Source organism: Actinomadura sp. 9N215 (assembly GCF_044326345.1).
In the GTDB taxonomy this organism is placed as follows: Bacteria; Actinomycetota; Actinomycetes; order Streptosporangiales; family Streptosporangiaceae; genus Spirillospora.
The window spans coordinates 212,570-225,840 of the sequence record NZ_JBIRBA010000001.1 but is presented as its reverse complement, the minus strand read 5'-3'; the positions used below and the strand labels follow the sequence as shown (position 1 = coordinate 225,840).

Below are 13,271 nucleotides of genomic sequence, written 5' to 3'. Positions count from 1 at the left end.
GGTTGGCCGAACCCGGCCCCCTCCTGGCAGACCGGCGACGAAACGGTGGTGTGGACGTGACGGAACAGCAGGACCAGCAGCAGCAGGACCAGCAGCAGTTGAGCCTCGGTACCGCGGCGGCACGGAACCTGGCGACCACGACCAAGTCCGTCCCCCAGATGCAGGGCATCACCTCGCGGTGGCTGCTGAAGCTGCTGCCGTGGGTCAACGCGGGCGGCGGCACGTACCGCGTCAACCGGCGCCTCACCTACACGCTCGGCGACGGGCGGGTCACGTTCGTGACCACGGGCGCCGACGTCCGCGTCATCCCGCGCGAGCTGGGCGAGCTCGCGCCGCTGCGCGGCTTCGACGACGACCTCACGCTGGACGCCATCGCGGGCCGCTTCACCCAGCAGGAGCACGAGCCCGGCGACGTCATCGTCGAGCGCGGCCGTCCCATCGACCGGGTCATCCTCGTCGCGCACGGCAAGCTCAGCCAGATCGGCGCGGGCGAGTTCGACGCCGACGCCGTCCACCGGACGCTCGCCAACGGCGACTTCTTCGGCGAGCAGGCCCTCCTCGGGACGCCCGAGGGCGAAGAGCCCGCCCAGTGGGACTACACGGTCAAGGCCGTCACGGCCTGCACGATCCTCAGCATGAGCGAGTCCGACTTCCAGGAGACGCTCGGGCAGTCCGCGTCCCTGCAGGCGCACCTCGACGAGTACCGGGCCAGCCCGAGCCGCTCCCACAACGAGCACGGCGAGGCCGCGATCGACCTGGCGTCCGGGCACGCCGGAGAGCCCTCGCTGCCCAGCACGTTCGTCGACTACGAGGGCTCGCCGCGCGAGTACGAGCTGAGCGTCGCGCAGACCGTCCTGCGCGTCCACACCCGCGTCGCCGACCTCTACAACGAGCCGATGGACCAGGTCGAGCAGCAGCTCAGGCTGACCGTCGAGGCGCTGCGCGAGCGCCAGGAGAACGAGCTCGTCAACAACCGCGACTTCGGGCTCCTGCACAACGCCGACCTGTCGCAGCGCATCCACACCCGCACCGGCCCGCCCACCCCCGACGACATGGACGACCTGCTCACCCTCGTCTGGAAGGACCCGGCGTTCTTCATCGCCCACCCGAAGGCGATCGCCGCGTTCGGCCGCGAGTGCAGCGCGCGCGGCGTCTATCCCGACAGCGTCGACGTCGGCGGCCACAAGGTCCCCGCGTGGCGCGGCGTTCCGATCTTCCCCTGCAACAAGATCCCGGTCAGCCGGACGCGGACCAGCTCCATCCTGCTGCTGCGCACCGGCGAGGAGACGCAGGGCGTCATCGGCCTGCACCAGATCGGGCTGCCGGACGAGTACCAGCCCGGCCTCTCCGTCCGGTACATGGGCATCGACGAGAAGGCGCTCATCTCCTACCTGGTCAGCGCCTACTACTCGGCCGCCGTCCTGGTGCCCGACGCGCTCGGCATGCTGGAGTCCGTCGAGATCGCGCACGGCGGTGCCGCGTCGTGACCGAGACGCCCCCCGAGACAGCGCAGTCCGCCACCGAACAGCAGTCGGCGCTCGGCACGAGGGCCGCACGCAACCTCGCGACGACGACCAAGTCCGTCCCGCAGATGGTGGGCATCACCCCGCGGTGGCTGCTCCGGCAGCTCCCGTGGGTGCGGGCGGACGCCGGCAGCTACCGGGTGAACCGCAGGCTCACCTACCAGCTCGGCGACGGGCTGGTCACGTTCGTCAACGACGGCGCCGCGATCAGGGTGATCCCGCCGGAGCTGGCCGAACTGCCCCCGCTGCGCGGCTTCGCCGACGCCGCGCTGCTGGAGGGGCTCGCCGGACGGTTCGTCCAGCACGAGTACGCGCCCGGCGACACGATCGCGGAGGCGGGCCGCCCGACGGACGCCGTTCACCTCATCGCGCACGGCAAGGTCGAGGAGATCGGGCCGGGGGAGTACGACGCCGACGCCCGCGTCGACATCCTCGACGGCGGCCGGTTCTTCGGCGACCGCGCCCTCCTCGCGGTGGACGACGCCTGGCCGCACACCTACCGCGCGCTCACGCCCACGACCGTCCTCAGGCTCTCCCGGGAGGCGATCGACGAGCTGACCGAACGGTACGACGCCCTGCGCGACCACCTGGAGGAGTACCGCAACGCGCCCGTCCCGCCGCAGACCAGGCACGGCGAGGCGGCGATCGACCTGGCGTCCGGGCACGCCGGCGAGCCGGCGCTGCCGGGCACGTTCGTCGACTACGAGGGCTCGCCGCGCGAGTACGAGCTGAACGTCACGCAGACGCTGCTGCGCGTCCACACCCGCGTCGCCGACCTCTACAACGATCCGATGAACCAGGTCGAGCAGCAGCTCAGGCTCACCATCGAGGAGATCAGGGAGCGGCAGGAGCACGAGCTGATCAACAACCGCGACTTCGGGCTCCTGCACAACGCCGACCTGCGGCACCGCATCCAGACCAGCGGCGGGCCGCCGACGCCCGCCGACATGGACGAGCTCCTGGCCCGGCGCCGCAAGACGCGGTTCTTCCTCGCCCATCCGAAGACGATCGCCGCGTTCGGCCGCGAATGCACCCGCCTCGGCGTGTACCCGGCGAGCGTCCAGGTGGACGGGCACCGCGCGCACGCCTGGCGCGGCGTCCCGATCTACCCGTGCGACAAGATCCCGATCAGCCCGTCCGGGACGAGCTCGGTGCTCGCGCTGCGCACCGGGGAGGACGACCAGGGCGTCATCGGGCTGCAGCGCACCGGGATACCGAACGAGGTCCGTCCCGGGCTGTCCGTCCGGTTCACCGGCATCGACGACAGGGCGATCATGTCCTACCTGGTCAGCGCCTACTACTCGGCGGCCGTGCTGGTGCCCGACGCGCTCGGCGTCCTGGAGAACGTGGAGATCGCCCGCTAGCGACCCGGAAGCCCGAGGAGGAGAGGGGACGACATGCCCGTCTGGGGAGACGACCCGGCGATCATCCGCTGTGATCACCGCTCACCGCCGTCCGTCCCCGAACAGGCCGTCCCCGAGCCGGGCGATCCGTGTCCGGAGGGCGCCCGGCCGGCGGCGGAGATCCTCAGCTGGAGCCGCCGCCTCCTCGACCCGGCCCTGCGGAACGCGGTCGAGACCATGCCGGACACGATGCGCGGCGTCGCCGCGTACCACCTCGGCTGGCGGGACGAACGGGGGCACCGCCTGGCCGGCCGCGCCGCCGGCGCGGCCGGCAAGGCGATCCGTCCCGCGCTGACGCTGCTGACGGCGCGGGCGGTGGGCGGCACGGCGGAGGCCGCGCTTCCCGCCGCCGTCGCCGTCGAGCTGGCGCACAACTTCTCGCTCCTGCACGACGACGTGATGGACGGCGACCTCACCCGCAGGCACCGCCCGACCGCCTGGACCGTCTTCGGGACCGGCGTCGCGGTCCTGGCCGGGGACGCGCTGCTCGCCGCCGCGTTCGAGGCGCTCGCCCGCGGGGCGGCCCCGGTCGTCCCGCGCGCCGTCCGCACCCTCGGCCGCGCCGTCGTCGACCTGGTCGAGGGCCAGAGCGCCGACCTCGCCTTCGAGGAACGCGGCGACGTGACCCTCGACGAATGCGTCGTCATGGCGGGCCGCAAGACCGGCGCGCTCCTCGGCGCCGCGTGCGCGCTCGGCGCCGACCACGGCGGCGGCACCGCCGACCAGGCCGCCCGGCTCCGCGCCTTCGGCGAACGGCTCGGCCTGGCCTTCCAGCTGGCGGACGACCTGCTCGGCATCTGGGGCGACCCGGCCGTCACCGGCAAGCCCGTCCACTCCGACCTCCGCGCCCGCAAGAAGTCGCTGCCCGTCGTGGCCGCGCTCACCTCCGACACCCCCGCCGGCGCCGAGCTGGCCGCCCTCTACCGCCGCGCCGAGCCCCTCACCGGCGACGACGCCGCCCGGGCCGCCGAGCTCATCGACGCCGCCGGCGGCCGCGCCTGGACCATCGCGCGCGCCGACGCCCTCCTCGCCGCCGCGCTCCGCGAGCTGGACGCCGCCGACCCCACCCCCGTCGCCGCCGCAGAGCTCCAGACGCTCGCCCGTCTCATCGCGCACCGCGACCGCTGAGCTTCGCCCGCGCCCGCTGACGTTCGCCCAACACTGCAAGGCGTGCCGCCTGTACCGGCTCTCCGCCCGGCTCGGACAGGGCGGCCAGGGCGTCGTGTACCTCGGCCACGCCGGAGACGGCACCCGCGTCGCGGAGAAGCTCGGCTGGGAGTGGGTTCAAGGGCAAATCGAACTACTGCTACGCGATGACGCCGGCTTCCTGATCGGTCAGGCGTCCCGATCTTTGATGCCGGTGATGAAGGCACGCCAGGCCGCGCCGCCGATGACGAGTTTCGGCCCGTCAGGGTCCTTGGAGTCGCGGATGGCGACGGCCGGGTCGAGCGCCGCGACCTCGACGCATTCGCCGCCGGTCTCGCCGCTGCGGCTGCTCTTCACCCAGGTCACGTCCGCGACTTCGACGCATTGCCCGCCGGTGTCGCCGCTGTGGCTGCTCTTGATCCAGGTCACGTCCGCGACTTCGATGCAGTCGCCGCCGGTGTCGGTGCTGCGGCTGCTCTTGCGCCACCTTGCGGACGACAGGTCCAGACTGATCACGTGCCCTCCGAAGCGTCGTTCAGGAGTTTCAGGGAGCCATCGGCCGACATCGCCGCACTCCTGATCAAGTCGTAGCGTAGACGGTACTCCTGGACGGCCGACGTGTAGTCGGTGAGATGTCCGCCGATGTGCCCCTCGGTGTAGACGATCGCGGGTCTGCTGTGAAATTCAAGGATGGTGAACGCGCCCATGAGTCCCGCGTACGCACCGGCGGTGCTGGGAACGATCTGGATCGAGATGTTGTAGCGCTGCGCCAGTTCGATCAGGCGTTCGTACTGGCTGCGCATGACCTCCGCGTTGCCGATGACGCGGCGGATCGCCCATTCGTCGAAGATCGCGATGATGCGCGGCGGGTGCAGCCGCGTGAGGATCTCCTGCCGCTGTATCCGCTCGGCCAGCAGGGTCTCGGTCTCCTCCTCGTCCCGGCCGGACTTCAGCAGTTCGCGGGCGTATTCCGGGACCTGGAACAGTCCGTTGATCACCATCGGGTCGAAGAAGTACATCGTGGAGGCGATGGCCTCGTGCCGGACGTATTCGGGGAAGCCCGGCGGCAGGGCGGCGTAGCGGCGGTTCTCCTGGATGCGCTTCCAGTGGCGCACGAAGACGCCGTTGGTGTTGAAGTAGGTGTCGAGGTTCTCCGCGAACTCCTGGGACGGGACGGCCTTGGCGCTCTCGATCTGGCTGATCCACTGCGGCGTGTAGCCGAGTACCTCGGCCAGCTTGGTCTTCGTCAGACCGGCGAGCTCGCGCCAGGCGGTCAGTTCGTCCGCGAACGCGTGGATGGCGGGTGCGTCGTGCGGTTCCTTCTGTGCTGCCATGGGTGACCCCCGGGGAGTAGAGCCGGATGGCGCTGTCACCTCGGGAATATCACACTGGGAAACGATGCGTTGCTGAAAGTGACGAATCAGAGGGCGGCTTTTTGGTCGATCACGTGTTCGAGTAGAGTTCCGTGTCGTGCAGCAGGCGAACCCGGCGGGAATCCGCGATCATGTGCCGTTCCTGTGCCCGGCTGGGCACCGGCTCGAACCGGGACGGGTCATCGTGGGCTGGTCGCCGTGCATCTGCCCGCCGTGCGACGCGCACGGCCGCGGGCTGCGCGGCCACCGCACGTACCTGTGCCTCGACTGCAAGGACGAGCACGTCACGACCAAGTGCTACCTGCCGCACCACGTCCCCGCCAAGGACGCCGCCTACCGCTGGCCGTGACGTCGCACCGGTCAATACGCATTGCGCGGTCAGTAGGGCAGGACGCGGCCGGACGGGGTGCGCAGGTCAAGGTCCGAGCCGCCGGGGCGGCGGACGGCTGGGCGCTTGCGGATTCTGACGCGGACTTGGCCCTTCATGGTGTCTCCCTCCTCCTGACCTCACCCTTGCGCGCCCGCGCGTCCCGCGCATCGGCCCATGGGGGGTGACGCGCCTCCGCCTTTCGGCGCAGGCCCGCCGGGACGGCCTACGCCCGGCGCGTTAGACGCCCCGCTCCTGAGCGACCTGCGCGCGGACGGCCGGGACGACGTCCTCCGCGAAACGCCTGATCTGGGCCTCCTGGTCGCCCTCCGCCCAGAGGATGAAGGTGTCCATCCCGGAGCCGACGGCGAGGTCGGTGAGCTCGTCCGTCCACTGGGACGCGGGGCCGCGCAGGAAGCCCTCGGACGCGCCGCCGGTGATCGTCCCGCTGACGTTGTAGAGCCTGCGGACGGCCGCCGGGTCCCGCCCCGCGGACGCGGCCGCCTCGTCGATGCGGGCGTGCAGCTCGGGCAGCCGGTCCGGGGTGGCCCAGGGGGACGACGGGAGCCAGCCGTCGGCGGAGCGTCCCGTCAGCGCCAGGCCGCGCGGGCCGCCGACCCCGAGCCACAGCTCCATCCGGTGCGCCGGGACGGGCCCGGCCTTCGCGCCCTTCAAGCGGTAGTGGTCGCCGTCGAAGCGCAGGTTGCGCTCGCCGCTCCACACCTTGCGGATGACGGTGACCGCCTCCTCCAGGGCGTCGGCGGCCTCCTTCGGCGTCCGGCGGGGACCGCCGAACGCCTCGACCGCGTCCCAGAAGCCGCCCGCGCCGAGGCCGAGCTCGGCGCGGCCGCCGCTCAGCACGTCCAGGCTCGCGGCGGCCTTGGCCAGCACCGCCGGGGGACGCAGCGGCAGGCTCGCCACGTCCGGGAAGACGCGGACCCGTTCGGTGACGGCCGCGATCGTGCTGAGGAGCGTCCACGTGTCGACGTATCGGCGCTGGTACGGATGGTCCTGCACGCCGATCAGGTCGAGCCCCGCGCGGTCGGCGGCGCGCGCCGTGTCCAGGAGGGGGTCGCCGGCGTTCGGGACGAGGAAGTAGCCGAATTCCAGTGGCCTGCCGTAGTCGCTCATGCCGCCGAGAACCCCGGGCCGCGACGCCTTGTTCCCGGACGGTTCCCAGTTGGTGCCCGGAGGCCTCAGCCCTTGATCTGGGTCCAGGCCTGGCCCCAGCGGGAGTAGTCGACGCACGCGTCGCCGCGGTCGTCGCCGCAGTCCTTCGTCGGCGTCCGCCAGAACGCCAGGCGCTTGTAGAACCCGGGGTCGCCGACGCGGAACGTCGAGCAGAAGCCCTTCGCGGTGTACCGGCACGCCTTCGGGTTCGCGGGCGCCTCGCCGAACCACTGCGCAACTTGGGCCTGCACCTTCGGCGCCGCGATCCAGTTCATCCACTTGTACATGCAGGTCGGATGCTGGGCCTTCGAGGAGATCATCCAGGTGTCGGACCAGCCGGTCGCGCCCTCCACCGGGATCGTCGTCGCCACCGGCGCCTTCTCCGCCAGCGCCAGGTTCGCGGTGACCTGCCAGCCGATGCCCGCGTAGTTGTACCCGCTCTTGAACGACTGGAGCTCGTCCAGGTAGGACACGAAGTACTGGTTGACGTTCGGCCGCTGCCGCTTGAGCAGGTCGACCGCGGCGGCGAACTGCTCCTCGTCCAGCGCGTAGACGTCGGTGATCTTCAGGTCGGGGCGGTGCGCCTTGAGGTAGAGCGCGGCGTCGGCGATGTAGATGGGCGAGTCGTAGGCGACGACGTGGCCCGCGGCCGGGGAGTCGTCGTCCCAGATGACGTTCCAGGATGTCGGGCGCTGCTGGAACTTGTCCGTGCGGTACATCAGGACGTTCGCGCCGTACCCGTGCGGGACCCCGTACATCTGGCCGTCGACGGAGTTGTACGGCTGGTTCTTCAGGTACCCGGCGATGTCGGCGTAGTTGCCGATCAGGCCGGTGTTCACGGGCGCGACCAGCCCGCCGTAGACGAGCCGCAGGCTCGCGTCGCCGGACGCGGACACGCCGTCGTAGCGTCCGGTCTCCATCAGCGCGACCATCGCGTCCGACGTGTCGGCCACCTTCGTGGTGACCTTGCAGCCGGTGGCCTTCGTGAACGGCGTGACCCAGTCGACCTTCGGGTCGTTGGAGCCGTTCTCGGCGTAGCCCGTCCAGACGACCATGTCGAGCCGCCCCTCCGGGGTGCCGAGCTGCTGCGCCATCGGGACGTCGGGCGGCGGGGCGGGGCCCTCGGAGCCGCCGCCGCACGCGCCGGTGACGGTCACGGCGGCGGCGAGCACGCCCGCGGCGAGCAGGGTTCTCGTCGCGCGCGGAGTCCGCAACAGGCGCGGGCCTCGCCTCAGGTGCGGGGCTCGCATCGGGTGCGGGCCTCGCATCAGGTGTGCGGTTCGCCTCGTGTGCCGAGTTCGCGGCATGCGCGGAGTTCTCGTCGCGTGCGGAGTACGAGCAGTCACGCTGAGGCATCGTAGGGGGTTTTCGGCCTGTTCGTGAGTACAAAACGTGATGATCTGGAAACTGTCGACACACGGCGGTGCACGGTTCTAGGCTCTCCTGCGTCCCATAGCTCGCCCTCCGCCCGTTCGCGCGAGCGCTCCGTCACCGTCGTCCGTCCGAGTGAAGGTTCAGCCGAAGTGCCAAATCGAGGCCGCACCGTGGACTCAGCCGCCGGCCGCCGGCCCGTCCCCAGGGCCGCGCGATTCCGTTCCATCCGGTTCAAGGTCGTCCTCATGGTGACCGTGTCGGTGGTCTCGCTCGGCGGGCTGTGGGCGTTCGCCGCGAGCATCGCGCTCGGCGAGGGCCTCAACCTGCGGCACGTCGAGACCGTCCAGGACCACTACGGCTACCCGTCCGGCGCGCTCGGCAGCGCGCTGCAGGCCGAGCGGCGGCTGTCGATGGTCTACCTCGGCGGACGGGCGGTGGGCGACCGGGCGTCGATGGAGTCGGGCCGGCTGGTCACCGACCGGCAGGCCGCCCTGTTCCGCCGGCTCGCGAGCGACGCGGGCGCCCGCGACGCCGCGCCCGCCGACACCCGCCGCCTCGCCGGCACGATCCTCCGCGAGCTGGACGGCCTCGACGCGCGCCGCCGCGCCATCGACGCCGGCAAGACCGACCGGACGCACGCCTTCGACGACTACACGACCCTCCTCGCCGACGTCGGCTCGCTCCAGGGCTCGCTCGTCACCCTGGACAACTCCGAGCTCGCCAGGGACGCCCGCAACGAGGCGGCGTTGTCCCGCGCTCGCGAGACCCTCGCGCAGGAGGACGCGCTCCTCGCCGGCGCGCTCGCCGCCGGACGGGTCACGCCCGCGGAGCACGCGCAGTTCGTCAAGCTCGTCGGGACGCAGCGCGCCCTCTACGGGTTCGCGGCGTCCGAGCTGCGCACCGCCGACCAGGACTACTACGAGCGCGTCGTCTCGATGCCCGAGTACGGCCGGCTCCGCGCGCTGGAGGACCGCTTCGTCGCGTCCCCGCGGCTGATCAGCGCCGCCGGCGGCACCGGCGTGCTGTGGAAGACCACGGCCGACTCGAACCTGACCCGGCTGCGCGGCCTCGAACTGGCGGTGTCGGCGGCCGCGGAGAAGCGCGCCGAGCCGATCGCGGGCGGGATCATCACCCGGGTCGTCCTCGCGGGCGCGCTCGGGCTCGTCGCCGTCGCGGCCTCGCTCGTCCTCGCGGTCTGGCTCGCGCGGTCCATCGTCCGCGAGCTGGCCCGGCTGCGCCGCGAGGCGATCGACCTGGCCGACGTCCGGCTGCCCGGCGTGATCCGCAGGCTGCGGCGCGGCGACGAGGTCGACGTCGCCGCCGAGGCCCCGCCGCTCGGGTTCGGCACCCGCGAGATCGACGAGGTCGGGGAGGCGTTCAACGCGGCCAGGCGGACGGCGATCCAGAGCGCGGTCGAGGAGGCCACGCTCCGCCGCAACGTCAGCGACGTGTTCGTCAACCTCGCCCGCCGCAGCCAGACGCTGCTGCACCGGCAGCTCAAACTGCTGGACGCGATGGAGCGCCGCATCGAGACGCCCGACGACCTGGAGGACCTGTTCCGCGTCGACCATCTCGCGACCCGGATGCGGCGGCATGCCGAGGGCCTGATCATCCTGTCCGGGCAGGTGCCCGGCCGCGGCTGGCGCAGCCCCGTCGCGATCGTGGACGTCGCCCGCGCCGCCGCGTCCGAGGTCGAGGACTACACCCGGGTCAACGTCGCGCCGATGAGCCGCGCCGCGATCGTCGGCCCGGCCGTCGCCGACGTGATCCACCTGCTCGCCGAGCTGATCGAGAACGCGACCGTGTTCTCGCCGCCGCACACGACCGTCCAGGTGCAGGGGCAGCGCGTCTCGCACGGCTTCACGCTGGAGGTCGAGGACCGCGGCCTCAGCATGGACGCGGCCAGCCTCGCCGCCGCGAACGAGCGGCTCGCCACGGCCGCCGAGTTCGACCTGTCCGACAGCGCGCAGCTCGGGCTGTTCGTCGTCGGGCGGCTCGCGCGCCGGCACCGCATCAGGGTCACGCTGCGGACGTCCCCGTACGGCGGGATGACCGCGATCGTCCTGCTGCCGGAGGACCTCGTCGTCCCGGACGGCGTCGACGCCGGAGGCGACACCGAGCCGGGCAAGGCGGCGCTCACGACCGGCCGCGCCGGAGACGCGCTCGCGCCCGCGGGAACGGTCCTCGGCGGTCAGCCCGCGTTCGACCAGGGCGGATCCGTCCTGCAGCTTCCGCCGGGACGGCACCAGGCTCCACCGGACGCCGCCGACCCGCTCGACCCGCTCGGCGTGCCCGCGTCTTCTTCCTCGTCCGGCACGACCGGGAGCCAGGACGCGAGCACGGGTCCGCTTCCGGTGTTCGAGGAGCCGGTGCAGGGCCCGCTGCCGGCCCGGCGGACGTCGTCGCCGTCGGCCTGGGGCGAACCGCCGTCCGCCGCCGGGCCAGGGGCGGAGCCGGAGCCCGAGCCGGAGCGGCGGCCCGGCATCCCGCGGTCGCCGCGCGAGGTCCGGCGCCGTCCCGCCGGGGCGGGCACCGCCGGACGGCCGCCGCTGCCGCGACGCGTCCGGCAGGAGAACATGGCCGCCCAGCTGCGCGAGGCCCCCCTCTCCGCGTCCGTTCCCCTCTCCGCACCCGTTCCCGACGCCGGGTCCGGGCCCGGGTTCGCCGCCGAGTCCGAGTCCGAGCGGTCGCGTCCCCGCCGGACGCCCGAGGAGCTGAGGTCGATGATGTCGTCCATCCAGCAGGGCACCAGGCGCGGCCGCGCCGAGATCCTGGACGACGACGGGGACACGTGACGGGCCATGACCGGTCCCGGGGCCGAATGGCTCGATGAGGAGGCCGGGCCGATCGTCAGGTCCTACGCCCTGACGCGCGGCCGGGCCAGGCCCGCCACCGGCGAGCCCTTCGACATGATCACGATCATCTCGACGGCGGCCCGGCCCCGGTCGGGCTCGCCGGGCATCGGGCCCGAGCATCTGGACATCCTGGAGATGTGCCTCCAGCCGCAGCCGGTCGCCGAGATCGCCGCCCGGATGAGGCTGCCGCTCGTCGTCGTCCGGGTCCTCCTCGGCGACCTGTTGCACCATCGGCTCATCACCGCCACCCGCCCCCCGCCGGAGAGCGCGCTCTCCAAGGAACGCCTGCTGAAGGAGGTGCTCGATGGCCTCCAAGCGCTCTGACGGCGCGGAATCGATCGTCCCGGCCGCGGCCCAGGCCCCGGCGCCGGTCGCGGTCAAGATCCTCATCGCCGGGGGATTCGGCGTCGGTAAGACGACGCTGGTCGGCGCGGTCAGCGAGATCCGGCCGCTGCAGACCGAGGAGCTGCTCACCGACCGGAGCGCCGGCGTCGACGACACCGGCGGCGTCGAGCGGAAGACCACCACGACGGTCGCGATGGACTTCGGCCGGATCACGATCCGCGACGGGCTCGTCCTGTACCTGTTCGGCACGCCCGGCCAGGACCGCTTCTGGTTCATGTGGGACGAGCTGTCGTACGGCGCGCTCGGCGCCGTCGTCCTCGCCGACACGCGCCGCCTCACCGACTGCTTCCCCGCCGTCGACTACTTCGAGAACCGCGGGCTGCCGTTCATCGTCGGCGTGAACCGCTTCGACGACGGCTACGACTACACGCCCGAGGAGATCAGGGACGCGCTCGACCTCGGCGAGAAGACGCCGGTCGTGCTCTGCGACGCCCGCGACCGCTCGTCCGGGAAGGACGTCCTGACCACGCTGATGAAGCACATCCTGGCCATCCACCGGGCGCAGCGCACGTCGAGCACGCCTGCCCTGTAAGCGGGCTCGCCCGCTCGGTAGGCCGCGCGGCCCGGCCGGTGACGCGCCGGTAGGGTGCCGGTGAGATGCATCGGACACGCGCGCGGCTGTCGGACGGCCGCGAGATCGTCTACTACGACGAGGCGCCGGGCCGCGCGCCCGCCGCCGACCCGCGGGGCCTCCCGCCGGTCGAGCCGGTGTGCGAGGTCCGCCGCGACCCGCTGACCGGCGACCACGTCACGATCACCGCGCACCGCAACGCCCGCACGTTCCTGCCGCCCGCCGACCAGTGCCCGCTGTGCCCGGGCGGCCCGGCGTCGGAGGTCCCCGACCCGTCCTATGACGTCGCGGTGTTCGAGAACCGGTTCCCGTCCTTCGACGTCCGCACGCCGCCGCCCGTCCCGCCCCTGGTCGACGGCGTGGAACGCTCCCGGGGCGCGGGACGCTGCGAGGTCGTGTGCTTCACCGACGAGCACGCCACGTCGATGTCGCGGCTGCCGGTGTCCCGCGTCCGGACGGTCGTCGACGCCTGGGCCGACCGCACCGCCGAGCTGTCCGCGATGCCGGACGTCGAGCAGGTTTTCGTCTTCGAGAACCGCGGCGTCGAGATCGGCGTGACCCTGCACCATCCGCACGGGCAGATCTACGCCTACCCGTTCGTCACGCCCCGCACCGGACGGACGCTCGCGCAGGCAGCCGCCCGTCCCGGCCTGTTCGGCGACGTGCTGATGGCCGAGCGGGCGGGTTCCCGCGTCGTCCTGTCCGGGGAGCACTGGACGGCGTACGTCCCCGCCGCCGCCCGCTGGCCGGTCGAGGTGCACCTGATGCCGCACCGCCACGTCCCCGACCTGGCGGCCCTCGGCTCCGCCGAACGCGACGAGCTGGCCGTCCTCTACCGCGATCTCCTCCGCCGCTGCGACGCCCTCTACGGCGCGCCGCTCCCGTATGTGGCGGGCTGGCATCAGGCGCCGGTGGGCGAGGGGCGCGACCTCGTCCGCCTGCACCTGGAGCTGTTCTCCGTCCGCCGCGCCCCCGGCAAGATCAAATACTTGGCCGGGTCGGAGTCGGGCATGGCGGCCTGGATCAACGACGTCCCGCCCGAGGACGCCGCCGCCCGGCTCCGCGCCGTCCCCGCCGGCTGAAC

The 13,271-nt window shown here is 72.6% G+C and carries 12 protein-coding genes; 8 read left to right on the top strand and 4 right to left on the bottom strand.

The annotated features are described in order from the left end of the window. Positions 1-56: 56 nt before the first annotated feature. From ACH34T_RS01010 to ACH34T_RS01000, 3 genes are read left to right on the top strand one after another with little or no spacing between them, the layout of a single operon-like run. Complete coding sequence (locus ACH34T_RS01010; protein ID WP_395989980.1) at positions 57-1,487, top strand: family 2B encapsulin nanocompartment shell protein; 1,431 nt, start codon at positions 57-59, stop codon at positions 1,485-1,487. Next, positions 1,484-2,887 (top strand): family 2B encapsulin nanocompartment shell protein, encoded by a 1,404-nt coding sequence (locus ACH34T_RS01005; RefSeq protein ID WP_395989979.1) that lies wholly within the window; start codon positions 1,484-1,486, stop codon positions 2,885-2,887. Before ACH34T_RS01010 ends, ACH34T_RS01005 begins: the two co-directional genes overlap by 4 nt. A gap of 33 nt (positions 2,888-2,920) precedes the next feature. Continuing rightward, positions 2,921-4,054, top strand: a complete 1,134-nt coding sequence (locus ACH34T_RS01000; RefSeq protein WP_395989978.1) for a family 2 encapsulin nanocompartment cargo protein polyprenyl transferase — start codon at positions 2,921-2,923, stop codon at positions 4,052-4,054. Positions 4,055-4,261: 207 nt separating this feature from the next. Here ACH34T_RS01000 and ACH34T_RS00995 read toward each other — a convergent pair whose 3' ends face one another. Both ACH34T_RS00995 and ACH34T_RS00990 read right to left on the bottom strand, forming a co-directional pair. Then, entirely contained in the window at positions 4,262-4,588 is a 327-nt protein-coding gene (locus tag ACH34T_RS00995; RefSeq protein ID WP_395989977.1) for a DUF397 domain-containing protein, read from the bottom strand. Continuing rightward, positions 4,585-5,406 carry a helix-turn-helix domain-containing protein gene (locus ACH34T_RS00990; RefSeq protein WP_395989976.1) on the bottom strand — a complete coding sequence of 274 codons (822 nt, stop codon included), beginning with the start codon at positions 5,404-5,406 and terminating at the stop codon, positions 4,585-4,587. The genes ACH34T_RS00995 and ACH34T_RS00990 overlap by 4 nt, the downstream gene beginning before the upstream one ends. A gap of 136 nt (positions 5,407-5,542) precedes the next feature. On the opposite strand from ACH34T_RS00990, the gene ACH34T_RS00985 reads away from it, so the two are divergent. Continuing rightward, positions 5,543-5,794 carry a hypothetical protein gene (locus ACH34T_RS00985; protein WP_395989975.1) on the top strand — a complete coding sequence of 84 codons (252 nt, stop codon included), beginning with the start codon at positions 5,543-5,545 and terminating at the stop codon, positions 5,792-5,794. A gap of 258 nt (positions 5,795-6,052) precedes the next feature. Here the strand turns inward: ACH34T_RS00985 and ACH34T_RS00980 are convergent, their stop codons facing one another. Together ACH34T_RS00980 and ACH34T_RS00975 are read right to left on the bottom strand one after the other, a co-directional pair. Beyond that, the gene (locus ACH34T_RS00980) at positions 6,053-6,943 is read right to left on the bottom strand and encodes an LLM class flavin-dependent oxidoreductase (RefSeq protein WP_395989974.1); all 891 of its coding nucleotides are present in this window, start codon (positions 6,941-6,943) and stop codon (positions 6,053-6,055) included. A gap of 65 nt (positions 6,944-7,008) precedes the next feature. Beyond that, entirely contained in the window at positions 7,009-8,196 is a 1,188-nt protein-coding gene (locus ACH34T_RS00975) for an ABC transporter substrate-binding protein (RefSeq protein WP_395989973.1), read from the bottom strand. Positions 8,197-8,601: 405 nt separating this feature from the next. Between ACH34T_RS00975 and ACH34T_RS00970 the strand changes: the two genes are divergently transcribed. The 4 genes from ACH34T_RS00970 (at position 8,602) to galT (ending at position 13,269) form a co-directional block, all read left to right on the top strand. Next, positions 8,602-11,151 (top strand): nitrate- and nitrite sensing domain-containing protein, encoded by a 2,550-nt coding sequence (locus tag ACH34T_RS00970; RefSeq protein ID WP_395989972.1) that lies wholly within the window; start codon positions 8,602-8,604, stop codon positions 11,149-11,151. Between the two features lie 6 nt (positions 11,152-11,157). Beyond that, positions 11,158-11,535: a DUF742 domain-containing protein gene (locus ACH34T_RS00965; protein WP_395989971.1), complete on the top strand. Its 378-nt coding sequence runs from the start codon at positions 11,158-11,160 to the stop codon at positions 11,533-11,535. After that, a complete protein-coding gene (locus ACH34T_RS00960) occupies positions 11,516-12,148 on the top strand; it encodes a GTP-binding protein (RefSeq protein WP_395989970.1) in 633 nt (210 codons plus the stop codon). Before ACH34T_RS00965 ends, ACH34T_RS00960 begins: the two co-directional genes overlap by 20 nt. Positions 12,149-12,213: 65 nt before the next feature. Further along, positions 12,214-13,269, top strand: coding sequence for a galactose-1-phosphate uridylyltransferase (gene galT / locus ACH34T_RS00955; RefSeq protein WP_395989969.1), 1,056 nt, complete (start codon positions 12,214-12,216; stop codon positions 13,267-13,269). Positions 13,270-13,271 lie beyond the last annotated feature (2 nt).

Bases quoted from the DNA above. Each gene is read 5' to 3' on its own strand.
- ACH34T_RS01000 (WP_395989978.1), top strand. From the start codon at position 2,921: ATGCCCGTCTGGGGAGACGACCCGGCGATCATCCGCTGTGATCACCGC.
- ACH34T_RS00990 (WP_395989976.1), bottom strand. From the start codon at position 5,406: ATGGCAGCACAGAAGGAACCGCACGACGCACCCGCCATCCACGCGTTC.
- ACH34T_RS00980 (WP_395989974.1), bottom strand. From the start codon at position 6,943: ATGAGCGACTACGGCAGGCCACTGGAATTCGGCTACTTCCTCGTCCCG.
- ACH34T_RS00970 (WP_395989972.1), top strand. From the start codon at position 8,602: ATGGTGACCGTGTCGGTGGTCTCGCTCGGCGGGCTGTGGGCGTTCGCC.
- ACH34T_RS00965 (WP_395989971.1), top strand. From the start codon at position 11,158: ATGACCGGTCCCGGGGCCGAATGGCTCGATGAGGAGGCCGGGCCGATC.
- ACH34T_RS00960 (WP_395989970.1), top strand. From the start codon at position 11,516: ATGGCCTCCAAGCGCTCTGACGGCGCGGAATCGATCGTCCCGGCCGCG.
- galT (WP_395989969.1), top strand. From the start codon at position 12,214: ATGCATCGGACACGCGCGCGGCTGTCGGACGGCCGCGAGATCGTCTAC.